The following is a 25,191-nucleotide window of genomic DNA, read 5'->3' as shown; positions in this document are numbered from 1 at the left end:
CGTAATCCGACATGAGCCGGCATGCAAGACGATCACGACAAGTGATGCACCTCCTGCTGCCCATACACGGGCGTGTGCAAACCCTCCATGCGCGCCTTCAGTTGCAGCGACAGGTATTGCGAATAGTGGCGCGACTGGTGCAGGTTACCGCCGTGGAACCACAGCGCTTGCTGCTGCGTGGGCTTCCACATATTGCGCTGTTCTCCCTCCCACGGACCCGGGTCCTTCGTCGTGGCGGAGCCGAGGCCCCACACCTTGCCCACTTTATTCGCCACTTCGGGTGAGATCAGGTCGGCCGCCCAGCCATTCATGGAGCCGTAGCCGGTGGCGTACACCACCAGGTCGGCCGGCAGTTCCGTGCCGTCGGACAGCAAGATGGAATGGCTTTTCAGCTCCTGCACGCCGACGCCGCTTTTCAGCTTGATCTTGCCGTCGGCGACCAGCTCCGAGGCGCCCACGTCGATGTAATAGCCGGAGCCGCGGCGCAGGTATTTCATGAACAGGCCGGAATCGTCGTCGCCGAAGTCGAGCATGAAGCCCCGTTCTTCCAGGCACTGGTAAAAATCCGCATCGCGCTCGCGGATGGCCTTGAAGACGGGCTTCTGGAAGTCGGCCAATATCTTGTACGGGATCGAGGCGAACGTCAGGTCGGCCTTGGCCGTCGTCATGCCGGCCGCCAGCGCCCGTTCCGAATACAGGTCGCCCAGCGCCAGGTCCATCAGCGAGTCCGACTTGACGATGTGCGTCGACGAGCGCTGCACCATGGTCACGTCCACACCCGCTTCCCACAGGGCGGCGCAGATATCGTGCGCGGAATTGTTCGCGCCGACCACCACCACCTTCTTGCCGACATACGCGTCCGGCCCCGGATGCTGCGACGAGTGCTGCTGCTCGCCCTGGAACACGTCCATGCCCTTGAACTTTGGCATGTTTGCCTTGCCCGACATGCCCGTGGCCAGCACCAGTTGTTTCGGTTTCAGGGTGACGGGCTGGCCGTCGCGCAGCACCTGCACAGTCCACTCACCGGTAGCTGCGTCAAAGCTGGCCGATTCGCATGACGTCGAACCCCAGTAATTGAGCTCCATCACCTTGGTGTACATTTCCAGCCAGTCGCCGACCTTGTCCTTCGGCGTGAAGACGGGCCAGTTGTCCGGGAACGGGATGTAGGGCATGTGGTCGTACCAGACGGGGTCGTGCAGGCACAAGGACTTGTAGCGCTTGCGCCAGCTGTCGCCCGGGCGCGCGTTTTTCTCGATGATGATGGTGGGGACGTTCAGCTGGCGCAGCCGCGCGCCCAGCGCGATGCCGCCCTGGCCGCCGCCGATGATGACGCAATAGGGCTGGCGCGCGTAGCCCAGTTCCTTTGCTTCCTGTTCGCGCTGTTCCAGCCAGCTGCTGCGGTCCGTGCGCGCGCCGTGTTCCGCGCCCATGGGCCGCCGGCCGCCCTTGGCTTCTTCAAAACCCTTCAATTCGCTCATGGTGGTGAGCAGGGTCCAGATCTTGCCGTCGCGGATGCGGATGAAGCCCACGCCGCGCGCCACGTTTGTCTCCACCGTGATCCAGCTTTGCAGCACGCCGCCCGCTTCCACCGCATGTTCGCCGTCGGCGATGCGGATGGAGACGGGCTGCACGGCGCCCAGCTGGGTGGCCAGCATGGCGGCGATCTGCTCGCGTCCTTCCAGGGTTTTCAGGTTCCAGGTAAACAGCACCAGGTCGCGCCAGTAGCCATCTTGCTCGAACAGTTGCGCGGCGCCCGTGCCGTCGCTGGCGCGAAGACAGCCTTCGAGCTGCTCCAGGATCCCGGCCACGGCCAGGTCGTGCGGGTTGATTTCGGTTTGCATCGTGTCTCCTCCAAGTCTGCTGACTTTATGATGGGATGCGGCTGTGTTGCCGCTGACGATGTTGTAACACTGGCGTTCCGGCGCCGCATCTCGCATTGCAGCATGGCGGCTATTGAGACGGAAATCTCAGCTTTTTCTGTTGCTTACTGCCGGTGCGGCGGCACGATGTGCAGCTGCTTGATACGCCGGTACAGGGTGGCGCGCGAGACGCCCAGCATGGCGGCCGCCTGCAGCGGGCGCCATTTGGCGGCGTTCATGGCGTGGACGATGCGCGTGCGCTCGGCCAGTTCCGGCGGCGTGTATTCCGGTACGCCGTCCGCGACGGGCGCCTCGCGTGTGGCGCGCAGGCGCGCGCTGGCCTGGCGCAGCGGCGCGCGCACGCGGGCGTGCAGCCAGGTGCCGCCGCCGGTCAGGCGCAGCGACAGCAGATTGTGTCCCGCGCGCGCATCGAACAGCCGTTCGGCGCGCACTTCCAGCACCTCGGCGACGGGGCGCGGCAGGGTGTCGAGACCCCCGATGACGTCGCGCGCGCAGCCGTTGGCGGCGACGACGTCGCCATGCTCGTCGATGGCCAGCAGCATCTCCGGCTGCACTTCCACGAAGTGGCGGTTGCGGTGTGCCAGCAGGATGCAGCAATGGCTGTAGGACTTGAGAAAAAAGCCGTCCTCGATCAGGGTCGCGCCCTGGCGCACCAGTTGTTTCACCAGGCGCTGGCTGTCGCGCGCGTCGGGCGAATTCAATGCCGACGCATCGAGCACGCCGATCAAGTCGCCGTGCGGCGAAAAAATCGGTGCGGCGCTGCAGGTCAGGCCCGTGAAGGCGGCGCGGAAATGGTCGCTCTTGTGCACGGTGATGGCTTCCTGGTCGAGCAGCACGGAGGCGATGCCGCACGTGCCTTCCTCTTCTTCCGACCAGCACGAACCGGGGTACAGGCCAGCCTTTTTGAAGTCCTTGCGCTGGTCCGTGTCGACCACGTAGTCGATCGTCACGCCGCGCGCATTGGCCAGGATGACGCAGTAGCCCGCTTCGCGCACCATGGCGTGCAAGCGTGGCAGGCATTGGCCCGTGGAGCGCAGGAAGCCTTCCTCGGATTGCTGGATGGCGCGCAGTTCGGCGCCCGTCAGGATGCGCGGCCCCGTGGTGGAGGCGGGATCGAGCCGGTAGTCGTCCAGCGAGCGCCGGTACGAGGAGGCCAGCCTGGCCGTGTCGGCTCCCGGATTGACGATACGCCCGGCGATCAGGTCGCGCACGCGGTCGATATGGCTGGTTGGGCGGACGTAGGGCATGGCGCTCTCCGGTGTCTCGGGTCTGGTTTTTATGGTGTTGTCGTTTGTAGCACGAAGCGCGGGGCCGCGCATCCTGCGCTGCAGCATGGCGCGCGCGTGAGACGTTCGTCTCAGCGCCTGGCCCGCACAATAGAATGCTTTACAACAATAAAAAAGAGCATCTCTGATAACATCCGCTCAAATTGACAGTCGGCTAGCTTCGCGCAAGGGATATCTATGGCAATGCAAGCGATGTTCCCGGTGCGCCGTTCACTCGTCCTGGCCCTGCTGGGCTGGAGCGCCGCCTGCGGCGCCGCCGGCCAGCTCGATCCCGATGGGCAGAGCAGCATGGAAAAAGAGGTGGCCCGGCGCGCCGCCGTCGAACCGGCCCTCGGCGCCGACTGGCACATGACGCGTTCCGTGGAAGCGGGCGTGCAGGTGGCCGGCGAGAGCAATCTGTTCTGGAAGCTGTCGAATACGCCGGCGCGCAATCCCGATTTCGATTTCAAGCCCTATTGGTACGAGTTGTATGTCAAGCCGGCGCTCGGCTTCAAGCGCAACCTGAGCGACGGCAGGCAGCTGTATGCGCGCGTGTCCGCCGTTGGCTCGGGTACCTTGCGCCACGATCCGTTCGGCGCGGGCGACACGGGCCGCATCTCGATCGAGGAATTCGTCGCCGGCATCCGCATGCCGCTCGGCGGCACGCGCGCCATGCTCGACCTGTCGGCCGGCGCGCAGAATTTCACGCTGGGCACCGGCATGCTGATCGCCAATGGCGGCTCGAACGGCTTTGAGCGTGGCGCGCTGAAACTGGGGCCGCGCAAGGCCTTCCAGAATTCCGTGGTGGCCAAGATAAGCCAGGACGCGTTCAGCGCCCAGGCGTTTTATCTCGACCCGAATGAAAACCCCGACAACGATAGCGGTACGCGCGTCGTCGGCGTCGATGTCAGCTACGCGCCCGCGAACGACCGCAAGGCCGGCATCGCGTATGGCAAGGTGCCGCGTTCGCATGCCGCGTATCCGCAGGCGGCGCCAGACGGCATCGGCGCGCCGCTGGCCGTGCCTGACGGCCGCAAGGATCTGCAGTTCGTGTATGGCTACGCGCGCGTTCCCGTATTGCCCTCCGTGCTGTCGAAAGGCTGGTTCGGCGTCGATGCGGCGCGCGAATGGAATACGCGCGAGCCGATGCGGGGCTGGGGCTGGCGCACGGAAGGGGGCTTTTCGCTGCCCGACGTGGCGTGGACGCCGAAGTTCACCCTTGGCTACCAGAGTTTTTCCGGCGACGATCCGCACACGGCGCGCAACGAGCGCTTCGACCCGCTGTTCTTCGAAGGCACGCCGGGCGCCTGGGCTTCGGGCAGCAAGGCCACCTGGGTTTTCGTGAATGCCAACGTGAACGCGCTGCAGGCAACCATCGAGCTGCACCCGACGCCGAAAGATACCGTGACCGCCTACCTGGCCCAGGTGCGGGCCAACCAGATGGGCAGCCCGCTGCAGTTCGGCCAGGCCACGCGCCTCGATGTGCCGGGCGACGCGCCCGTGGTGATCGCCGGCGTGCTGCGCCCGATGCTGGCCAACGATGTCTTCGTCAAGTATGTGCGCGTGGTGAGCCCGAATACCTATCTGACCCTGGGTTTCAGCGCCTCGTTCGCGCAGTCGGGCGTGAACCAGCTGGTGAATGGCCAGGCCAAAACGTGGACGGGCTGGCTGGCGAACGTGGTATGGGTTTATTAAGTATTTTGTTGATCAAGGAGAGCATCGCATGAACGATTTTCCCAGCATGAAACGCCTGGCTTTGGCCGCCGCCTGCCTGGCGCTGGCCGCCGGTGCCCACGCGGCAGAGACGACGGCGCCGCTGTCAGCCGCCGCCAGCGACCCGGCTAGCCTGCAATGGATGGTGGGCGCGCCGCCGCCGGCCGATAAAATCATCCGCTTCGACGATGGCAGCTATTTCAATTTCCCCCAGCTGCGCTGGAGCGTGTCGCACTTCCGCCAGCTGATGCCGACGGTGGACGTCGCGCGCGGCTTGAAAGCGCCCGTGCCATTGAAACGCGCGCTGCGCAAGGATATCGACAGCCTGCGCTTCACGCCCCTGGGCGCGAAGGAAACGATGACCTGGGAGCAGTCGCTGGGCGCCAACTACACGGACGGCATCGTGGTGCTGCACCGGGGCCGCATCGTGTATGAACGTTACCTTGGCGTGCTGAAGGAAAGCGGCCAGCATGGCGCCATGTCGGTGACGAAGTCCGTCATGGGCACCATCGGCGCGGCCCTCGTGGCCGAAGGCAAGCTCGATGCGGACAAGAAAGTGGCCGAGTATGTGCCGGAACTGGCCAAATCCGCGTTTGGCGACGCCACCGTACGCCAGGTGCTCGACATGACCACGGGCCTGAAATTCAGCGAAGATTATGCCGACCCGAAAGCGGAAGTGTGGCAGCACGCGGCGGCCGGCAGCCCGTTGCCCAAGCCCAAGGATTACACGGGGCCGCGCAGCTATTTCGAGTACCTGCAAACGGTGCGGCACGAGGGCAGGCATGGCGAGGCGTTCGGCTACCGCACCGTCAACTCCGACGTGCTGGGCTGGATCATCGCCCGTGTCACGGGGCAGAACGTCAACGAGTATCTGTCCGAGCATATCTGGCAAAAGCTGGGCGCCGAGCAGGATGCCTATATGACGGTCGATTCGACGGGCACGCCGTTTGCCGGCGGCGGCTTGAATGCGGGCCTGCGCGACCTGGCCCGCTTCGGCGAAATGCTGCGCAACGATGGCCGCTACAACGGCCAGCAGATTCTGCCCAAGGCGGCCGTCGAGGATATCCGCCGCGGCGGCGACAAGCAGCTGTTCGCCAAGGGCGGCTACGATTTGCTCAAGGGCTGGAGCTACCGCGACATGTGGTGGGTCACGCATAACGACCATGGCGCCTACATGGCGCGCGGCGTGTACGGCCAGCGCATCTATGTCGATCCGAAGGCGGAAATGGTGATCGTGCGTTTCGCTTCGACGCCGACGGCGGCCAATGCGGCGAACGACCCGACCACCACGCCGGCCTTCGAAGCGCTGGGCAAGCTGCTGCTGGCCAAGCCGAAATAGGCTGCCAGCCGTGCGGCGGGCTGGGCACAACTGGAATACACTGTCCTTTCGTCATTAATTGTTGCCTGAGTGGCAACTCGCGCACCGCACGCAAGGGAAGCACACCGTGGAAACCAGCTCGCCAGATCAACCGCGCCCGCCGCTCTGGCGGCGCCTGCTGTGGCCAGTCGCCCAGCTGGGCTCGGCCTTCAAGCTGACGGGCACGCATCTGCTGCACCACGTGATCGGCGCCAGCCTGATCGCCGCGCTGATGCTGGTGCTGGAAGGTTTTCACGTGCTCGAATGGCTCGATGCGGCCATGCTGCGCGCCAGCGCGGCTCAGGGGCAGCTGCTGGAGCGGGGCAAGGACCCGGGCGCTGCCTACCGGCCCGGCATCATCGAAATCGACCAGCCCGCGTTCGAACAGGTCTTCGACGAGCGTGAACCGCTGGAACGCACGCGCCTGGAGCAATTGATCGCCAGCGCCGCCGCGCGCGGCAGCAAGGTGCTGGCCGTCGACCTCGACTTGGCGCCGGCCGTGTATGAACAGCACAAGGCGGGCGAGCGGCCGCTGGACCGCTTGCTCGACCAGTTGGCCGCCGATGGCCAGCAACTGGTGCTGATCCTGCCCGAACAATCGGACCGGAATGCGAACCTGCCGTGGATACGCGCGCGCTGCGCCGCCGGCATCCACTTCGCCAGCCCGCGGATCCGCGAACGCATGGGCGCCGTCACGCGCATCGAGCTGAAAAGCCCCGTGCTGGCGGCCGTGGCCTTCGAGCTGGCGCATGGCGCCGACGAGCAAGAGCAGAAGCAACCGATGCCGGCCGTCTTGTCCCAGCAAAAGGAAGTGCTGGCGCTGGCCGGCCGCGTGTGCCAGCTGGCCCGGCGCACAGGCAGCGAAAAGGAATTGGCGCGCTGGGCGTTCGAACCCGTCATCCACGGCGACGCGAAGGATGCGGCGGAGCAGAACGCCGTCACCGCGCCGTTTCACCCGGCCGCCGTGGCGCCGCCATTCCTGAACCCCACGCGCACGCGCGTCCAACTGATCGATGGCCAGGCCGGCGTGGCGGCGAATGCACTGCGCAAGAACGTCGTGTATATCGGCAGCACCTATGACGTGCGCGACCGCTATACGACGGCCGAAGGCGAGCAGGCCAGCCTGCATCTGCACGCGGCCGCCCACACCTCGCTGGGCATCGGCACGGCCGACGTCAACAAATATGCGGTGTTCGTGGCCGATATCGTCATCGGCGTGCTGCTGGGCTGCCTGTTCGGCGGCCTGTGGACCCTGTACGGCCGCGCCGAACTGGCCATCGACAAGCGCATGGAAGACCACGATTTCAGCCGCTTGCACCGTGTGGGTACTTTGCTTGAATTCTATGGCATCCGCCTGATGCTGGCGCTGGTGTGGGCCTCGCCCTTCGTCATCGGCGCGCTGGCCATCTACCTGTCGCGCGGCTTGCTGGAGCAGGGCTGGTGGGTCAATCCCGGCCCCCTGATCGCCGGCATGTTCCTGCACGCGATGTCGCTGCGCGACGAAGCCCACCACCCGCACGAGGAAGTGCCGGGCCTGTCCGTCTGGGCCCAGCTGCGCCGCACGCATCCCGGCATCGTGCTGGTGCAGGCGCCGCTGGCGGTGGTGGTGTTGATCATCGCCGTGATTTAGCGCAAACCGTGGCGCCGCTGCGGCGCTACACTGGGCGCCTTCTCACATTGCAGGAGGATGCCATGCTGAGCGGAGGATGTTTATGCGGCGACGTGCGCTACGAAGCGGGTACGGGCGCCTTCCATGAAAGCGCCTGCCACTGCTCGATGTGCCGCCGCGCCTCGGGTGCGCCGTTTGTCGCCTGGTTCAGCGTGCCGAGGGCGAACTTCCGCTGGCTGCAGGGACAGGCCACGTCGTATGCTTCCAGCGAACACTGCACGCGCAGCTTTTGCCCGCGCTGCGGCACGCAGCTGACGTTCGAGGATGAGCGCGATCCGGACGAGGTCGGCCTGACCACCTGCAGCCTCGATGAGCCGGGGCGCTTTCCGCCGCAAAGCCATATCTATACGGGTACACAAATAGAATGGGTGAAGTTGGCCGATGGCTTGCCACGGTATCGCGGGTTGCGTAGCGAGGGGTAAATCGCCTTTTAACCCAAAGGCAGAGTCTGGGGTCGGACCCTCAGGGTCCGACCCCAGACTCTGCGCCGTTGGGTTTGTAAAAAAGATCAGCCGATCAGCTTCAACCCCGGCGGCAGCGCCTCGCCCAGCATGCGGCGGGTAACTGCTTCGTCCAGTTGCGTGACTTCGCTGACCATCGCTTGCCACAGGGGTGGGGCGCCCACGGCTTTCAGGCGGGCCAGGACAGTGGCGCACAAGTCGTCGGCGATGTCGCGCGAGCGGTCGCCCGTCATGCGCGCCAGGTGGGTGGCGGCAAACGCCGCCGGTTCCGTCTTTTTCCAGTCCAGCGCCAGCAGCATCGCGAGCCATTCGGCCACGGTGGCGCTGTCGACCACTTCGTGCGCGCTGCCGTGGAAGGGCTGGCGCGCGCCGACCCTGGCCAGCGCCCACAGGGTATTCGTATCCGCCGCCTCGCTATCCGCCTTCTGCAGACGCTTGATCAGCCAGGCGCCCACTTCGGCCTTGTAGGCGCCGGGGATGCGCTCGAGCGAGGCGCCCAGGCGCAGCATGTCGTCGTCGCTGCCGTTCACCAGGGTGACGGGGCGGCTGCCGCGCTGTGCCGCATCGGCTTGCAGGTTGAAGGCGAAGTCGTCGAGCAGCCGCAATTGCTGCTGCGTGCTCAAGCCGCCGGCGACCCTGCGCCACAGGGTCCACCATTCTGCGCAGACCTGGTTGTCCTTGTGATGCTGGATGCCCGTGTCGAACAGGGCCCACAGCTGCTCGATGCGCCACGGGTCGAGCGCGTCGCCATAGCCGGGACGCAAACAGTAGCCGGCCAGGTTCAGCCAGACACGTTCATGCTCGGCGGAGCGGCGCCGGCCACGCGCGCGTTGTAGCAAGGCGTCGAACAGCTGGCGCAGCAGCGGCGTCTCCCAGCTCTCGCGTCCGCCCAGCCCCCGTTCCAGGTGCTGGCGCAGCTGGCGCACTTCCTTGGTGTCGACCTTTTGCGCCTTGCCGCCGAAGATGCGCTCGATTTTTTCGATGGCTTCCTTCACGTGCGGCGAGGCGGTGGACGTTTCGGCGTGTTTTTCCTCTTCGCCCCGTAACTGGAATTCCAGCAGCCAGCGCTGGCCGGCATCGGCTTCGGCCACGCAGTGTACTTCCAGCGTGCCCACTTCCGTCATCACGGTAGCCAGTTGCACGGTGATTTCGCGCTTGTCGCCGGCATCCTGTTTATCATGCAGCACGCTAGCCAGCGGTGGCAGGCGCAGGTACTCGCCTGCGTCCAGGTCGACGATGTCGCCCAGCTTGGGCGGCGTGCCCGCTTCCGAGATCGAGGACGCCAGGTGGAAGCGCACGGGCCGGCCCAGGCGCAGCGCGAACAGCCGCTCGCTCAAGCGGATTTCCTCGCCGCTGGCGCTGGCACGGGGCAGGATGCAGACGGCGCGGTTGTCTTTGCCCGCTTCGCCCAGCACGAGAAAATAACTGCGCGGCGAGCCGCCACCGATGCGCGGCGCCTGGCCACGCCGCGCCAGCGCGTAGGCGACGGCGCCACGCGCCACGGCCACGTCGGGATTGTCGTTGTGCAGGATGGTGAGGGGCTGACCCCTCCAGTGTTCCAGGGTGGCGGCCAAGCGGCGCGCCAGCGCATCGGCGCGGAACACGCCGCCGTTCAGCAGCAGGGTGTCGGGCAGCTCGCCCTGATGCTGGTGCAAAAAGCTGGCCAGGTGGCGCGTGATGGCCGCGTCCTGCGCGTAGGGCAGACCGAATTCGACGATGCCGGCGCGGCCTTTTTTCGCCGTCTCGCCCAGTTCCACCTTCGGGAAAAAGCCATCGACCACCAGGGCCGCCACTTCCTCGCGCGTGACGTCGGCGGAACGGCTGGCGCCAATCAGGCGCGAACCGGCGCCCAGCAGGGTGACAGTGGCGCTCTCCGGCGCGTCGTTCGACAGCAGCAGTTCCTTGGCGGCGCGGCAGCGCTCCATCAGCTGCGACAAGCGCGCGGCGGACAGCTTCATGCCACCTTCGACGCCTGCCGCCATGCGCGTTTCCACCAGGTGGGCCAGCGCCAGGTCCATATTGTCGCCGCCGAGTATCAAATGGTTGCCCACGCTGCTGCGCGTGAGCTGCGGTTCGCCATCCTCGTCGAAGGCGACGTCGATCAGGCTGAAATCGGTGGTGCCGCCGCCCACGTCGCAGACTAGAATGCGGCGCGTATCGGCCAGGTCTGCGCGCAGGGTGTCGCGCCTGCGCTGCAGATAATCATAAAAGGCCGCCTGTGGCTCTTCCACCAGGCGTAGCGTGGGCAAGCCCGCCAGACGCGCCGCTTCCAGTGTGAGTGCGCGCGCACCCTCGTCGAACGAGGCGGGGATGGTCAGCACCAGTTCCTGCTCTTCGAGCGGAGAATCCGGGAAGCGGTGATTCCAGGCGGCGCGCACGTAGGCGAGGTAGCTGGCGCTGGCCGCCACGGGCGACACCTTGGCCACGTCGGCATCGGCGCCCCACGGCAAAATCGGCGCCTGACGGTCCACGTTCGCATGCGACAGCCAGCTCTTCGCACTGGAAACGAGCCGGCCCGGCACTTGCGCGCCGAGCTGGCGCGCGAGCGCCCCCAGCACGGCATGCTCAACGTCCTGCTGCGGCCACGGCAGCTGCAAGTCGCCCACCGCCAGTTCGCCGGCAGCGGGGTGGTAGCGCAAGGAAGGCAGCAGGGGGCGTGCGCCCACTTCGCCGGGAGCGAGCAGCTGTTCGATGGCGAACAGGTTTATGCCCGCCTGCGCATCGGCCGCATTGGCATAGGCGACCACCGTATTGGTGGTGCCCAGGTCGATGCCGACCAGCCAGGCCGGCTTGCCCACAGCGCCGCGCATGCTTATTGCTGCGGCGTGCCGCGCACGTCGAATTCCACCTTCCAGCGTTCGGCGCCGTCAGGGGAGACGGCCAGCAGCTCCAAGGTGCCCGCTTCCGTGACTCTGGCGTGCAGTTTGACTTGCACCACGTCGCCAGCCGAGCGGCCTTCGGCGGACAGCGTCGCCTGGATTTCGCTCAGTTCCTGCAATTCATCGGGGCCCCAGAAGTCGAGCAAGTCGCCGATCTGGTCGTTGCGGCGCGTGGACGAGGCGAAGAAGCGGAAGTGCACGGGCTCTCCCACCACCAGGCCGAATTGCTGGCCTGGCAATTCCAGTTCGCTGCCTTCTTCCATGCCGAACGGCGCCACGCACAGGGCCTGGATCGGCGGTTCCATGCCGGGAATGGCGGGCATGGCCGATTCGATGGCCACGTAGAAGGCGCTGGCCGTGCCGCCGCGGATGCGCACGCCATGGCCGCGCCGCACGTAGCTGTAGTAGGCGGCGCCGCGCGCGACGGCCAGGTCCAGGTCGGCCCCGGCCAGCATGCGCGCCGGTTCCGCGCCTTCCAGGTACAGCCAGTCGTTGACTGTCGCCATGATGCGCTGCACCAGCAAGTCGGACTTGAAGACGCCGCCGTTGAACAGCACGGCGGTCGGGTGCAAAAAGCTGGCATCTTGCGACTGGCGGCCCGCGAAGCCTTCCAGTTCGCTGGTGGCCGCCACTTGGCGGCCCAGGAAGGCTGCCAGGTGGCGCGTGATGGCCGCGTCCTGCGCATACGGCAAGCCCAGTTGCGTCAGGCCGGCGCGCGTGCGCACGGCAGGGCGGCTCGATGCTTCCACCTGCGGGAAGAAACCGTCGAGAATGAAGGTGGACACTTCCGCGCGCGTCAGTTCCGTGCGGATGGAGCCGCCGATCAGTTTCGAGCCGCGGCTGGGCACGACGATCGGTGCCACATCGAGGCCGCTGTCGGCCAGCAGGCTTTCCTTGGCGCTGCGGCAGCCGTAAGTGAGCGCGCGCATTTGCCAGGCGTCCAGCTGGGTGCCGTTGGCGGCCAGCTTGCGGGCCACCAGGTGGGCCAGCGCCAGGTCCATATTGTCGCCACCGAGCAGGATGTGCTCACCGACGGCGACCCTGTGCGGTTCCAGCACGCCATCGCGTTCCAGCACGGCGATCAGCGAAAAGTCGCTGGTGCCGCCGCCCACGTCGACCACTAAAATGATGTCGCCCGGCTTGACTTCCTTGCGCCAGCGTCCTTCGCTGGTCTGGATCCAGCTGTACAGGGCCGCCTGCGGTTCTTCCAGCAAGGTCAGCGAGGTGTAGCCGGCCGCCTGCGCCGCTTCCATCGTCAGCTCGCGCGCGGCCGGGTCAAACGAGGCGGGGATGGTGACGGTGATTTCCTGCTGCGCGAACGGCGCTTGCGGGTGGGCGTTGTCCCAGGCTTGGCGCAAGTGCGTCAGGTAGCGCGTGGCGGCCGTGATGGGCGAAATGCGCGCCACCTCAAGCGGCGCGTCGTTCGGCAGAATCGCCGCGCGGCGGTCCACGCCAGGGTGGCACAGCCAGCTTTTCGCGCTCGAGACCAGACGAATCGGCGTGGTGGCGCCGCGGCTGCGGGCCATTTCGCCGACGACGAACGGCGCTTCGGCTTCCTCGGTGACCCAGGGCAGGGCCAGGTCGCCCGCCGTCACTTCGTCGGCGTGCGGCAAATACACGAACGACGGCAGCAGCGACAATTCTTCTACCGTGCCGGGCGCCGACAGTTGCGGGACTTTCAGCACGCCGTGGCTGGAATTTTCGCCATCGCTTTCGACCAGGTTCACATACGACAGGGCGCTGTGGGTGGTGCCCAGGTCGATGCCGATGGCGTAGCGCGGGGTGTTGTTGGCTTGATCGCTCACAGTTCCACCTCGGCTGGCGCCAGGATGGCGGCGTCGTGCTGCTCGCTCAGTTTCGGCAGGCGCACGCTCGAAGCGCGCCAGCCGCGGTGGCTGAGGGTGCCCGTGAACGGCGCGGAACCGACGACGTTGCCAGTCAGGCGTACCTGGGCACTGTCAAAGCCTTCCTGCAGGACGATGCGGCTGCCTTCGGCTTCCTGGCGCACGGCGTCGATGGTGAAATACTCGCGCATGACCTTGGCGCAGCCTTCATGCACGACGCGGGCGGCCGCGCCGATGTCGGCATCGGCATGGCTGCCCAGGTTTTCCTGGGTGAAGTCGATCAATCGCGCTTCGCGTTGCAGCAGGGTCAGCAGTTGCAGGGCGGCGTCCGGCGTCGCTTCCTTCAAAATGACGGGTGCGGCGGCCGGCGTTGGCACGGGGGCAGGCGCAGGAACAGGGGCCACCGGCGCCACCTCGGGCAAGGACAGTTTTTCCACGCGGGCCGCATAGGCGGCGTCCGACAGGGTGCTGAAAAAGGCGCCAAAAGCCAGCGGGACTCTGCGCCAGAACGATGGGTGGGACGATGAGGTGCTCATAGGGAACTCGTTTCTCTGATCTGTAGGGTGGCGTCGGCGGCGCGCCGGGTGGCGGGGCCGCTTCGCAGGGTAGTGCGTGTGCCGGCCCCGTCGTACATATCGGGCCGGCTGCGTTTGCCCGCATGATACCAGCTACCGGCCCGCCGCCAAAGCCGCCGGCCCCGGCGCAGCCAGCCTGACGCATGGTTTTTCTTTGTTCCTGCGCAAGGAAACGCTCGATTCCGGGCCGTTTCGACTAGAATCGCGCATTATCTTTTCGCCAGACCTTGATGCCATGGCTACCGACTTTCCCCTCGACTTTTCCCTATATCTGGCAAGCAGCACATATATCGACAGCGAGCACCCAGCCGTGCGCGCCAGGGCGGCCGAGCTGGCTGTCGGCGCAGTGGGTGACGCCGCCATCGCGGCCCGCTGCTTTGCCTTCGTGCGCGACGAGATCGCCCACAGCTGGGATTATCAGCGCAATCCCGTCACCTGCCGCGCTTCCGACGTCTTGCAGCATGGCACGGGTTACTGTTATGCAAAGAGCCATCTGCTGGCCGCGCTGCTGCGTGCCAACGGCATTCCTGCCGGCCTGTGCTACCAGCGTCTGGCCGTGGGCGAAGTGGGACCGCCATTTTGCCTGCATGGCTTGAACGCCGTGTATCTGCAAGCGTTTGGCTGGTACCGCATCGATGCGCGCGGCAACAAGCCTGGCGTCGACGCGGCGTTCGTGCCGCCACGCGAGCAGCTGGCCTTTCCCGTGCTGGCGCCCGACGAGCGCGATTTGCCGGAAATCTGGGCGGAACCATTGCCGCAGGTGGTGGCGTCCCTGACCGGCCATGCGACGGTGCAGGACGTGGCGGCGCACTTGCCCGATATCGAATTGTTGCCTCTGCAAAAATAATCCAAAGAAAGAAACCATGAAAAAAGTGTATATCAGCCTGATCGGCCTGTTGCTGCTGGCCGGTTGCGGCGGCAAGGGCGAGAGCGCCGGACAGTCCAGCGCCGCGCGCCTCGATGGCAAGGAAAAAGGCAGCGAGTTTCTTGCCTATGAGCACAATGTCAGTGTCGATACGAATGAGGCGCAAGTGCGGCCCCTGTATGAACAAGTGGTCGCCGCCTGCAAGGCCGACACGGACAATGGCTGTCTGCTGCTCGACTCCAGCATTGACGGCGGCCGTTACGTGCATGCGCGCATCAGCATGCGCGCCAAGCCGGCCGGCATCAAAAAGCTTGTGGCGCTGGTCGCGGCCGGAGGTGATGTCACCAGCCAGGGCACCAAGGTGGAAGACCTGGGGCGTCCCGTGCTCGACAGCAAGAAACGCCTGGACATGCTCAAGCAGTACCAGGCGCAATTGCAGGACCTGGAAAAGCGCTCGGGCGCGAATGTCGATGCCCTGATCAAGGTGACCAAGGAACTGGCCACCGTGCAGGTGGAACTGGAGCAGGCGACGGCGGCCAATGCGCTGTTGATGCAGCGCATCGACACGGACTTGCTGAACGTGGCCATCAGCGCCGAAGGCAAGCAGTCGTTCTGGCGCCCCGTCAAGCGCGCGCTGGGCAATTTCACGGAAAACCTGTCCGAAGGCGTGGCCAACGCCATCACGGCCATGGCGTATATCCTGCCATGGCTGATCGCGTTCGTGCTGCTGTTCCCGCTGGGCCGCAAGGGCTGGCGCCGCTTGCGCGGCATCAAACGCTAGGCGCGCACCGCAAATGTGAACAGGGCCTGCGCGTTGCAGGCCCTGGAACGGCGTCACACGCTTGCCGCAGCTTGATTAGACGCTGCGGTTTGCCGTGATGGCAGACACGACTTCGGCCGTTTTTTTCGGACGCTTCTTGATATTGCTGCCCGTACTGCCTTCATCGTCAACCTTGACCTGGCTCGTGCTTACGCCATCCGCCGGGGTCGTAGGTGCGGCACATGCGCTCAACAGCAACAGGGCGCACACGCCCGCGATCATATTTTTCATGAGTGAACTACCTAAGTGAGTTAAGTAAAGGGAAAGAAGCAAGTGCCACGCTGATTTCAGTTTACTTACGCCGCCAAGCAATGCGACGCAAGAGAATCACATCTTAGTGCGCTTATCAAGAAAGCTCAATTAGTTTTTAAGTAATTATATTATTGGCATTTCCTCGCCGTTTTTCCTGTCGACGGCGCACCCCTCCCCCGGATTCCCCAGGAAGTGGCGCTGCCGCACCAAAACGGTGGGCCGCGCGCCACCCTTGCTGCCCATTCCCCGCAACTCCAGGGCAATGTGCCTGGCATGCATTCTGCTTTAACAACATCGTATGCCCAGTCCGTCACCCCACGAACCATTCACAGGAGTCCCCATGTCACGACGCATTATCCTGAAAGCGGCTGCCGCCGGCGCATTCGCCCTGGCCACGTCCACTTGCATGCAGGCAGCCTTGGCCGCTGATACCATCAAGGTGGGCATCTTGCACTCCCTGTCGGGCACCATGGCCATTTCCGAAACGTCGCTGAAAGACGTGGCGCTGATGACGATTGCCGAAATCAATGCCAAGGGTGGCGTGTTGGGCAAGAAGCTGGAAGCCGTCGTCGTTGACCCCGCGTCGAATTGGCCCCTGTTCGCGGAAAAAGCGCGCCAACTGGTGGCGCAAGATAAAGTGGCCGTGGTGTTCGGCTGCTGGACGTCTGTCTCGCGCAAGTCGGTTTTGCCCGTGTTCAAGGAACTCAACAGCCTGCTGTTTTACCCCGTGCAATACGAGGGCGAGGAGCTGGAAAAGAATGTGTTTTATACGGGCGCCGCACCGAACCAGCAGGCGATCCCCGCCGTGGAATACCTGATGAGCAAGGATGGCGGCGGCGCCAGGCGCTTCGTGCTGCTGGGCACGGACTATGTGTATCCGCGCACCACCAACAAGATCTTGCGCGCCTTCCTGAAAAGCAAGGGCGTCAAGGATAGCGATATCAGCGAGGTCTACACGCCGTTCGGCCATGCCGACTATCAAACCATCGTCGCCAACATCAAGAAGTTTTCCACGGGCGGCAAGACGGCCGTCATTTCCACCATCAATGGCGATTCGAACGTGCCGTTCTACAAGGAGCTGGGCAATGCGGGCCTGAAAGCCACGGACGTGCCCGTCGTCGCGTTTTCCGTGGGTGAGGAAGAGCTGCGCGGCATCGATACCAAGCCGCTGCTCGGGCATTTGGCGGCGTGGAATTACTTTGAATCCGTCAAGAACCCCGTGAATACGGCCTTCATCAAGCAGTGGAAGGCGTATGCCGTGGCGCAAAAGTTGCCGAACGCGGGTTCGGTGGTGACGAACGACCCCATGGAAGCGACTTATGTGGGCATCCACATGTGGGCGCAAGCCGTGGAAAAGGCCAAGTCGACGGACACGGACAAGGTCATCGCCGCCATGGCCGGCCAAAGCGTCAAGGCACCATCGGGCTTCACCCTGACCATGGATGCGACGAACCACCATCTGCACAAGCCCGTGATGATCGGCGAGATCAAGGCCGATGGGCAATTCAATGTCGTGTGGAAAACCAAGGAGCCGATACGCGCCCAGCCGTGGAGCCCGTATATCAAGGGCAATGAGGGCAAGCAGAAGCTGTAGGAGCTCTCACCCACCAGCAAATGCCGGGGTCGGACCCTGAGGGACTAGGCGTCCCCATCCGACCCCAGTCCTCGCCTTTGGGGGAAGCGTTCGCCCCGTGCAGTTTTTCCATGGAATTTACAATGAGGTTCATCCCCAAACTGCTGGTCCTCTCCTGCCTGTTGCTATCCTCGCTGGCGCAGGCCGCCATCCCTCCAGAATTACTCAAGCCGCTGTCCGGCGACGACCCCGACAGCAGGATCGGCGCCGTGGCGCAGATCGCCGCCCTGGCCACGCCCGAGGCCGCTCGCGTACTGCAAGCCTTGCAGGACGACGCCTTGTATGCCGCGCCCGATGGCAAGGTGTATGTCGTCGATGGCGAGCAGGCGTATGACCCGGCGATCGGCCAGAACGTGCCGCTGCCGGACGGCATCGATAGCGTGATGGTCAACAACCGCTTGCGCGCGGCCGTGGCGGGCGCCTTGTCGGGCCTGCAGCTGCTGGCGCCGGAACGGACGGTACGGCTGGCGGCCGCGCAAGCCTTGCAGAAGGCCGTTGATCCCGCGCAGCTTCCCCTGATCCGCACCGCGCTGGCGCGGGAAAACGACGCTGACATCAAACGGATCTTGCAGGTGCTGATCGCCAGCGCCAACCTGCATGCGCCCGATGCTGCCACGCGCAAGGCCGCCGTGCAGGACCTGGCCGGCAGCAGCGATGCGCGCTTGCTGCCCGTGCTGCAAGCCATGCTGGAGAAAGAGGGGGAGCCCGACGAAGCCGTGCAGCTGGCCGCCATCGAGACCATGCGCCAGATCAAGGGACGAGTGTCACGCATGGAATTGGCCGGCAATGTGTTCTACGGCATTTCCCTGGGCAGCGTGCTGCTGCTGGCGGCGCTGGGCCTGGCCATCACCTTCGGCTTGATGGGCATCATCAACATGGCACATGGCGAATTGCTGATGATAGGCGCTTACACGACCTATCTGTGCCAGCTGTTTTTCCGCAGCTACTTGCCGGCCGAGCAGGACTGGTATTTGCTGGCTGCCTTGCCGGCCGCCTTTGTTGTTGCCGGCCTGGTGGGCGTGGCGCTGGAACGCACGGTGATCCGCTGGCTGTATGGCCGGCCGCTGGAAACCCTGCTGGCCACCTGGGGCATCAGCCTGATCCTGATGCAGGCGGTGCGTACGATCTTCGGCGCGCAAAACGTGGAAGTGGCCAACCCGGCCTGGATGTCGGGCGGCGTCACCGTGCTGGGTGGCCTCGTGCTGCCGTACAACCGGCTGGCCATCATCGTCTTCGCCATCGTCGTCGTCATGGCCGTGTGGTTGATCCTGAACAAGACACGGCTGGGCCTGTTCGTGCGGGCCGTGACGCAAAACCGCCGCATGGCCGATTGCGTGGGTGTGGCCACGGGCAAGGTCGACATGCTGACCTTCGGCCTCGGTTCCGGCATCGCGGGACTGGGCGGCGTAGCGCTGTCGCAGCTGGGCAACGTGGGGCCGGACCTGGGCCAAAGCTACATCGTCGATTCCTTCATGGTGGTGGTGCTGGGCGGCGTGGGCCAGCTGGCCGGCACCGTGATCGCCGCGCTGGGCCTGGGTGAAGTCAACAAATTTCTTGAGCCGGTGGCGGGTGCCGTGCTGGCGAAGATCGCCATTCTCGTATTCATCATCATTTTCATCCAGCGCCGGCCGCAGGGCCTGTTTGCCATGAAGGGACGCAGCGTCGAATGACTACCTCCTACCCGATAAAGCAGGGCCTGTTCACGCGGCCCGTCTGGCTGGCGATTGCCGCATGCACGGTGCTGGCGGCGCTATTGCCGATTTTTAACCTGGCGTTTGCCGAAGGGCATGCGCTGCACGTGTCCGCCTACACGGTGGCGCTGGTGGGCAAGTTCATGTGCTACGCGCTGGCCGCGCTGGCGCTGGACCTCGTCTGGGGCTACACGGGCATCCTGTCCCTGGGCCACGGCGTGTTCTTTGCGCTGGGCGCATATGCGCACGGCATGTATCTGATGCGCGCCATCGGCGACCAGGGCCAGTACCACAGCAGCTTGCCCGACTTCATGGTCTTTCTCGACTGGAAGACTTACCCTTGGTACTGGGCCTTCACGGAACACTTCTGGTATTGCATGGCCCTTGTCGTGCTGGTGCCAGGCGTGCTGGCTTTTGTCTTTGGCTATTTTGCGTTTCGCTCGCGCATCAAGGGCGTGTATTTTTCCATCATCACGCAGGCGATGACGTATGCCTTCATGCTCTTGTTCTTCCGCAATGACACCGGCTTTGGCGGCAACAACGGTTTCACGGATTTCAAGACGATCTTGGGCCACAGCATCACGGCGCCCGCCACCCGGGCCGTGCTGTTCCTGCTGACGCTCACCTTCCTGCTGGCGGCGCTGGTCGGTGCGCGCGCCATCGTGCGCTCGAAGCTGGGCCGCGTGCTGCAGGGCGTGCGCGACAGCGAGGCGCGCTTGATGTTCCTCGGCTACAACCCGCTGTGGTTCAAACTGTTCGTCTGGACCCTGTCCGCCGTGCTGTGCGGCATCGCCGGCGCCCTGTATGTGCCGCAGGTGGGCATCATCAACCCGTCCGAAATGTCGCCCGCGAACTCCATCGAGATGGTCGTGTGGGTGGCGGTGGGCGGGCGCGGCACCTTGCTCGGCCCCATCCTGGGCGCGTTTACCGTTAACGGTCTGAAAAGCTGGTTCACGGCCGTCTTGCCGGAACTGTGGCTGTTCGCGCTGGGCCTGCTGTTCATCGTCGTCACCCTGTTCATGCAGCAAGGCATGCTGGGCGTGTTGAGCAAGCTCAAACGCAAGCCCGTCGTGGCAGAGGAGGCCGCATGAGCATCCGCATGTTGCCCGGCATGGCCAGCGCGGAAGCTGGCCCCACGTATTCGCGCGTGAAAGGCGAGGGCGTCGACACCACGCATGGCGCCATTTTGTATCTGGAAGACATCAGCGTGTCGTTTGACGGCTTCAAGGCGATTAACAAGCTGAGCCTCGATATTTCCGTGGGCGAATTGCGCTGCATCATCGGCCCTAACGGGGCGGGCAAGACGACGATGATGGACGTGATTACCGGCAAGACGCGGCCCACCTCCGGCACGGCCTGGTTCGGCCAGACCATGAATCTGGCGACGATGACGGAAGCGCAAATCGCCCACGCGGGCATCGGCCGTAAGTTCCAGCGCCCCACCGTGTTCGAACAGCACACTGTGTTCGATAACCTGGAACTGGCCATGAAGATGGACAAGCGCGTGGCGCCCACCCTGTTTGCGCGCTTGTCTTCCGAGCAGGCGGGCAGGATCGAAGCCATATTGCGTTTGATCCGCCTCAACGGTCACGAGGCGCGGCCGGCCGGCTTGCTGTCGCACGGGCAAAAGCAGTGGCTGGAAATCGGCATGCTCTTGATGCAGGAGCCGCAGCTGATCCTGCTGGACGAACCGGTGGCCGGCATGTCGGACGCGGAAACGGCGCGCACGGCGGAATTGCTCAATGAATTGCGCGGCAAGCACTCGATCATGGTGGTCGAGCACGACATGGGTTTCGTCACGGACATTGCCCAGCAAGGCATCGTCACCGTGCTGCACGAAGGGGCAGTGCTGGCGCAGGGCCGCATGGACGAAGTGCAAGCCGACGAGCGGGTCATCGAAGTCTATCTGGGGAGGTAACCATGCTCGAAGTGCAACAGTTAAATCAATACTATGGCTCCTCGCATACCTTGCGCGGCATCAATCTGTCGGCGCGCAAGGGCGAATGCCTGGCCTTGCTGGGGCGTAATGGCGTGGGCAAGACGACCTTGTTGAAATGCCTGATGGGCGTGCTGCCCGTGGCGCAGGGCAAGGTGGTGTTTCAGGGGCGCGACATCACGAAGCTGGCGCCACATGCGCGGGCAAAGCTGGGCATCGCCTACGTGCCGCAGGGGCGCGACATCTTTGCGCGCCTGACGGTCGAGGAAAACTTGCTGATGGGTATGGCGGTGAAGCGGGGCAGGCAAGCCTCGCGCATCGATCCCCATGTGTATGAACTGTTTCCGGTGCTCAAAGAGATGCTGCAGCGGCGCGGCGGAGATCTATCTGGTGGGCAACAGCAGCAGCTGGCCATCGCCCGCGCACTGCTGGCCGAACCGCAATTGATCATCTTCGACGAGCCGACGGAAGGTATCCAGCCTTCCGTCATCAAGGATATCGGCCGTGTCATTTCCTTGTTGAAACAGCGGGGCGACATGGCCATCGTGCTGTGCGAACAGTATTTTGATTTCGCCCGCGAACTGGCCGACGACTTCATCGTGCTGTCGCGGGGGCAGGTGGTGGCCAGCGGCAAGGCGGAACAGATGGATGGCGAGGAGGTGAAGCGGCACCTGGCCGTGTAGCAACTACACCAATTGCAGCCAGCCCAGCACGGCGCCGGCCGCCAGCAGCCACAATAAATGGATTTTCGTGCGCCAGATGATCAGGCCGGCCACGATGGACAGGCTCCACAGGGGCCAGTCCGTGCGGATGTCATGGTTGGCGCCGCCCAAAATCATGCCGGTGGAAATCAAGAGGGCGACGACGATGGGCGCCATGCCTTGCTTGAAGGCGCGCACGGGGCGCAGGTCGCGGTTGCGGTAGCCCCACTGGGCCGCCACGTAGGTGAGGGTGGTGCTGGGCAGCATGATGCCCACCATGGTCACCAGCACGCCCAGGTACGCGGCCGTGTAGCTGCCCGCATTCATGCCCACGTTCCAGCCCATCAGGGCGACGAACAGCACGTTCGGGCCGGGCGCGGCCTGGGCGATGGCGATCGATTCATTGAATTGCGCCTGCGTCAGCCAGCCGTGCTGCTCGACGAGGAAACGGTGCATTTCGGAGGTGGTGGAGATGGCGCCGCCGATCGACATCAGCGACAGCATCAGGTAGTGGCCGAACAGGTTCAGCCAGTCGCCCGTGCTCAACACCAGTTGCAGTGGCGGATTCATGCGGACAGCTTTCGGTAGGTCAGCAGGCAGCCGATGCCGCCCAGGCCCAGCAAGATGTACAACAGGGGCCAGCGCAGCACGGCCACCATCAGCACGCCCAGCACGGTGATGGACAAGGTCAGCCACAGGGGCAGCGGATGTTTGACAAGCGCGGTCGCCAGTTTCACGCCCGTGGCGGCGATCATGCCGGCCGACACGGCGGCCATGCCGCGCAGGGCGCCCGCCATCTGCGGATTGTCACCGAAGCGCGTGTACAGCACGCCCAGCAGCAGCACGATGACGAGGGGCACGGCCAGCATGCCGGCCAGCGCCGTCAGTGCGCCCTGCAAGCCGAAATAGCGCCCGCCCACCATCAGTGACAGGTTGACGACATTCGGTCCGGGCATGATTTGCGCCACCGCCCAGTCTTCCAGGAATTCCTCTTGCGTCAGCCAGCGCTTGCGTTCGACCATTTCGCGCTGGATCACGGCCAGCACGCCGCCGAACCCCTGCAAGGCCAGCCAGGTGAACGAGAAGAACAGGTCGGCCAGCGATGCCGGTTGCGGGCGGGACCGGTCGGGTGGGAGGGCGGCAAGGGGGGATGAGGGCATGGCTGATTATCGCCGTGGCCGATTGCGCTTGTCCATCGCTTTCGGCTCCAGTTGTGCCTGCAAGAAAAAAACTGTGGCTCATGTTTCCCTGCCATTGACATCGAGAGTTTATCAGCAATACTTTATCGGCAACACGACCACTGTTCCTGTCAGCGCTGGTGCGGTTCGTACCGCTACGCCGTCTCCACCCCTCCGTTCCCCTTCGCAGGAGTTGTTCATCATGCCTAATTCCACAGAAACGCTGCATATGCCCGTCAAAACCGTGGTGCCGCATGCCCGGGTCGATCAAAAGATGTGCGACATCGTCAATCTGGGCATCGCCGTGCAGGCCGCCTTCAGTACCTTGTGTGCGCTGGAATACCTAAAGTCATACAATGTCGCCCCGGAATTGATCGAACGCGTGCTGCTGCATCCGGAGCAGCGCCGCCAGACTGTGCATTGAGTATCCGCACAGCAACTGTGTTGCCGGCAGCGCCAGTTCGGTGTTGTCGGATTGATCATTACGGCTCAGTTATGCACAAATGATGGGTTAACGAAATTGGCGAAATAATTTTCTTGTGATTATGTGTGAATTTCTAAGTAGTTGATTTTAATGGTTTTTATTTTTGCTGTTTGATTGAGCAGTTTATTGAAAGCCGCACGGGCTGTGGCTTTGAAGCCTGTCAATAGGCGCTTATCCACAAAGATATCCACAGTCCGTGTGGATATCTGAAAAAGCGCTTAACAATCCGCTACTTAGGAAATAGGCGCCGGTCAGCGCATGCGATCGGCCAGCAAGATGGGCCAGAATGGGGCATGTTGCAAGCCTGTATGCCTATCCAGTGCTTTTGTTTTTATGACTGAAAGTAGCGGCAGATGGTCAGGGCTTGCCGCCGGCCGGTTGCGCTGGCGCGTCGCCGCAGTGGGCCAGGGCGGCGGCGAGGTCGGCGACTTGTTGCTGCGCTTCGCGCAAGGTGGCGTAGGTGCGCAGCGAGGCGATCACGGTAGTAAACAGCTTGCGCGTGGTCAGGTCGGTCTTGCACCAGAAATCATTGATGTCGTAGTCGATGATGATGCGGTGTTCCAGTGCCTGCCCAGGCTGGCCCGTGCGCAGGATGATGCGCACGGCACTGTTGTGCAAGTCTTCGCGAATCTGGCGCGCCACTTGCAGCCCGGCATCCTGGGTTTCCATGATGACATCGAGCAGCACCACGGCGATATCTTGTGTGCTGCGCAGCAAGGCGAGCGCCTCGGCGCCCGAATATGCGTGCAGAAAGCTCAGCCTGCGGCCCTGGAAACTGGCCTGGCTGAGGGCGAACTTGGTCACCACGTGCACATCGACATCGTCATCGACAATCAGCACGCGCCATGGCGCCGCGTTGGCGGACTCTGCCGCGGCGTCTGCCCGCCCGAGTGGCTCTTCGACCAGCCAGTCGGGTTCGTCCGCTCCCTTGGCGGCACTGTCGCTATCCATATTCATGCATTTATCCACCGTTGATCGTGCTCACTCACTCCACACTATGCCAGTCTGCGGGGTTTGTCAAAACAATGCGGTTCAGGCAAGACGGCCTGGAGCAAGATTGCTGATGCACAGAAAAATATATTTTCATGGTGTTCGAGTAACTTTGCTTTGGCGCAAAACCATGATTCTAAGTCATTGATTTCATTGGGGTAAAAAATTGCCTGTGAAATCAGCAAATTGTTGAAAGCCGCATCTATACTCGCGTTGCGGCTTGTCAAGAGGGGCTTATCAACAACTTTATCCACAGTTGCTGTGGATATCTGAAAAAGCCGTGCAAAAACCGGGGCTTAGCGCCCGTTTGTGCGGCAGGGTGGAAGCATTCACGCTGCCAGCCCCAGCCCGCTCAACTGGGCAAAGGCATGCAGGAAGCGCTGTTTGGCTTCGGCTGGACCCATGGCGTCGATTATACCGGGCAAGGGGGCGATGCCGTCAAGGTAAGCCCAGCGCTCGGCCGAGTGCGGCATCAGGTCGCGCTTTTCCGTGGCCAGCGCGATCAGGTCGGCTCGCTTGATGGGGGCGTAATCGGAAAAATCCAGGCCGTACGTGGCGGCGATGATGGCGCTGACCTTGTCTTCCAGTATGGCAAATTCCGGCAGCAGCACTTTCAAGGGCTTCACCATGTCGCCCAGGTAGGCTTCCGCCGCGTCGTGCAGCAGGGCGGCCAGGCGCAAATGGGGCGGCACCAGTTCGGCGACGATCAGGCTGTGCTGGGCGACAGAGTAAAACACTTGCGTCTGTCCATTGAAGCGGCACTGATAAGCGAGGCCGTGGGCAATGTCTTCAATGACTACCTTGTCGATATGCGGGCGCAAGGGATAAAAACGGTTGCCGGAGTAAGTGGAAACGTAGTCGGTGGTAATCATTGCCTGTGCTCGGATATGCAAGATGGCTCATCGTACACCCGATGGCCCAGGCTTGCCCCGGCCGCCACGCGTGTGGCGGGCTGCTGAGCCTATGCATCTTGGCAAATCCTTTCATTTATTTCATAT

Annotated in this window: 22 protein-coding genes; 12 read left to right on the top strand and 10 right to left on the bottom strand. The window is 63.9% G+C overall.

The window, feature by feature from the left end; genetic code table 11:
- Window positions 1-32 precede the first annotated feature (32 nt).
- On the bottom strand, window positions 33-1,841 hold the full coding sequence (locus tag O0882_RS16840) for an NAD(P)/FAD-dependent oxidoreductase (RefSeq protein ID WP_289949766.1): 1,809 nt from the start codon (window positions 1,839-1,841) through the stop codon (window positions 33-35).
- Between the two features lie 143 nt (window positions 1,842-1,984).
- Window positions 1,985-3,127, bottom strand: coding sequence for a GAF domain-containing protein (locus tag O0882_RS16835; protein ID WP_289949764.1), 1,143 nt, complete (start codon window positions 3,125-3,127; stop codon window positions 1,985-1,987).
- A 216-nt stretch (window positions 3,128-3,343) separates the two neighbouring features.
- Here O0882_RS16835 and O0882_RS16830 point away from each other — a divergent pair, with 216 nt between their 5' ends.
- The 4 genes from O0882_RS16830 (at window position 3,344) to O0882_RS16815 (ending at window position 8,306) form a co-directional block, all read left to right on the top strand.
- Window positions 3,344-4,840 carry an alginate export family protein gene (locus tag O0882_RS16830; RefSeq protein WP_289949762.1) on the top strand — a complete coding sequence of 499 codons (1,497 nt, stop codon included), beginning with the start codon at window positions 3,344-3,346 and terminating at the stop codon, window positions 4,838-4,840.
- A 28-nt stretch (window positions 4,841-4,868) separates the two neighbouring features.
- Entirely contained in the window at window positions 4,869-6,197 is a 1,329-nt protein-coding gene (locus O0882_RS16825; RefSeq protein ID WP_289949760.1) for a serine hydrolase, read from the top strand.
- 106 nt (window positions 6,198-6,303) lie between these two features.
- Window positions 6,304-7,845: a CHASE2 domain-containing protein gene (locus tag O0882_RS16820; RefSeq protein WP_289949759.1), complete on the top strand. Its 1,542-nt coding sequence runs from the start codon at window positions 6,304-6,306 to the stop codon at window positions 7,843-7,845.
- Between the two features lie 62 nt (window positions 7,846-7,907).
- Entirely contained in the window at window positions 7,908-8,306 is a 399-nt protein-coding gene (locus O0882_RS16815) for a GFA family protein (protein ID WP_289949756.1), read from the top strand.
- An 86-nt stretch (window positions 8,307-8,392) separates the two neighbouring features.
- Here the strand turns inward: O0882_RS16815 and O0882_RS16810 are convergent, their stop codons facing one another.
- From O0882_RS16810 to O0882_RS16800, 3 genes are read right to left on the bottom strand one after another with little or no spacing between them, the layout of a single operon-like run.
- Window positions 8,393-11,155 (bottom strand): Hsp70 family protein, encoded by a 2,763-nt coding sequence (locus O0882_RS16810; protein WP_289949755.1) that lies wholly within the window; start codon window positions 11,153-11,155, stop codon window positions 8,393-8,395.
- 2 nt (window positions 11,156-11,157) lie between these two features.
- The gene (locus O0882_RS16805) at window positions 11,158-13,029 is read right to left on the bottom strand and encodes an Hsp70 family protein (RefSeq protein WP_289949753.1); all 1,872 of its coding nucleotides are present in this window, start codon (window positions 13,027-13,029) and stop codon (window positions 11,158-11,160) included.
- Window positions 13,026-13,604, bottom strand: a complete 579-nt coding sequence (locus O0882_RS16800) for a DUF2760 domain-containing protein (RefSeq protein ID WP_289949751.1) — start codon at window positions 13,602-13,604, stop codon at window positions 13,026-13,028. Before O0882_RS16800 ends, O0882_RS16805 begins: the two co-directional genes overlap by 4 nt.
- A 274-nt stretch (window positions 13,605-13,878) precedes the next feature.
- Here O0882_RS16800 and O0882_RS16795 point away from each other — a divergent pair, with 274 nt between their 5' ends.
- Both O0882_RS16795 and O0882_RS16790 read left to right on the top strand, forming a co-directional pair.
- A complete protein-coding gene (locus O0882_RS16795; protein WP_289949748.1) occupies window positions 13,879-14,490 on the top strand; it encodes a transglutaminase family protein in 612 nt (203 codons plus the stop codon).
- A gap of 16 nt (window positions 14,491-14,506) precedes the next feature.
- Window positions 14,507-15,289, top strand: coding sequence for a DUF4349 domain-containing protein (locus O0882_RS16790; RefSeq protein WP_289949746.1), 783 nt, complete (start codon window positions 14,507-14,509; stop codon window positions 15,287-15,289).
- A 75-nt stretch (window positions 15,290-15,364) separates the two neighbouring features.
- Here O0882_RS16790 and O0882_RS16785 read toward each other — a convergent pair whose 3' ends face one another.
- Window positions 15,365-15,559, bottom strand: coding sequence for a hypothetical protein (locus tag O0882_RS16785; RefSeq protein WP_289949744.1), 195 nt, complete (start codon window positions 15,557-15,559; stop codon window positions 15,365-15,367).
- A 361-nt stretch (window positions 15,560-15,920) separates the two neighbouring features.
- Between O0882_RS16785 and urtA the strand changes: the two genes are divergently transcribed.
- The 5 genes from urtA to urtE all read left to right on the top strand — a co-directional run bounded on the left by urtA (window position 15,921) and on the right by urtE (window position 21,523).
- On the top strand, window positions 15,921-17,174 hold the full coding sequence (gene urtA, locus O0882_RS16780) for an urea ABC transporter substrate-binding protein (protein WP_289949743.1): 1,254 nt from the start codon (window positions 15,921-15,923) through the stop codon (window positions 17,172-17,174).
- 122 nt (window positions 17,175-17,296) lie between these two features.
- Window positions 17,297-18,883 carry an urea ABC transporter permease subunit UrtB gene (gene urtB, locus O0882_RS16775; RefSeq protein WP_289949742.1) on the top strand — a complete coding sequence of 529 codons (1,587 nt, stop codon included), beginning with the start codon at window positions 17,297-17,299 and terminating at the stop codon, window positions 18,881-18,883.
- On the top strand, window positions 18,880-19,995 hold the full coding sequence (gene urtC / locus O0882_RS16770; RefSeq protein ID WP_289949740.1) for an urea ABC transporter permease subunit UrtC: 1,116 nt from the start codon (window positions 18,880-18,882) through the stop codon (window positions 19,993-19,995). The genes urtB and urtC overlap by 4 nt, the downstream gene beginning before the upstream one ends.
- A gap of 20 nt (window positions 19,996-20,015) precedes the next feature.
- Window positions 20,016-20,822, top strand: coding sequence for an urea ABC transporter ATP-binding protein UrtD (gene urtD, locus O0882_RS16765; RefSeq protein WP_242428400.1), 807 nt, complete (start codon window positions 20,016-20,018; stop codon window positions 20,820-20,822).
- Window positions 20,823-20,824: 2 nt separating this feature from the next.
- On the top strand, window positions 20,825-21,523 hold the full coding sequence (gene urtE, locus O0882_RS16760; RefSeq protein WP_289949738.1) for an urea ABC transporter ATP-binding subunit UrtE: 699 nt from the start codon (window positions 20,825-20,827) through the stop codon (window positions 21,521-21,523).
- Window positions 21,524-21,526: 3 nt separating this feature from the next.
- On the opposite strand, the gene O0882_RS16755 is transcribed toward urtE, so the two are convergent.
- Entirely contained in the window at window positions 21,527-22,111 is a 585-nt protein-coding gene (locus O0882_RS16755; protein ID WP_289949737.1) for a chromate transporter, read from the bottom strand.
- A complete protein-coding gene (locus tag O0882_RS16750) occupies window positions 22,108-22,701 on the bottom strand; it encodes a chromate transporter (RefSeq protein WP_289949735.1) in 594 nt (197 codons plus the stop codon). Before O0882_RS16750 ends, O0882_RS16755 begins: the two co-directional genes overlap by 4 nt.
- Here O0882_RS16750 and O0882_RS16745 point away from each other — a divergent pair.
- Window positions 22,700-23,143, top strand: a complete 444-nt coding sequence (locus O0882_RS16745; protein ID WP_289949733.1) for a hypothetical protein — start codon at window positions 22,700-22,702, stop codon at window positions 23,141-23,143. The two genes, O0882_RS16750 and O0882_RS16745, sit on opposite strands and share 2 nt — an antisense overlap.
- Before the next feature lie 417 nt (window positions 23,144-23,560).
- Here the strand turns inward: O0882_RS16745 and O0882_RS16740 are convergent, their stop codons facing one another.
- Window positions 23,561-24,160: a response regulator gene (locus O0882_RS16740; RefSeq protein WP_289949731.1), complete on the bottom strand. Its 600-nt coding sequence runs from the start codon at window positions 24,158-24,160 to the stop codon at window positions 23,561-23,563.
- A 362-nt stretch (window positions 24,161-24,522) separates the two neighbouring features.
- Window positions 24,523-25,065 carry a phosphohydrolase gene (locus O0882_RS16735; protein WP_289949729.1) on the bottom strand — a complete coding sequence of 181 codons (543 nt, stop codon included), beginning with the start codon at window positions 25,063-25,065 and terminating at the stop codon, window positions 24,523-24,525.
- Window positions 25,066-25,191 lie beyond the last annotated feature (126 nt).

It is taken from the genome of Janthinobacterium sp. SUN073, assembly GCF_030397665.1.
In the GTDB taxonomy this organism is placed as follows: Bacteria; Pseudomonadota; Gammaproteobacteria; order Burkholderiales; family Burkholderiaceae_D; genus Janthinobacterium.
This window is presented reverse-complemented; position numbering and strand designations above follow the sequence as displayed.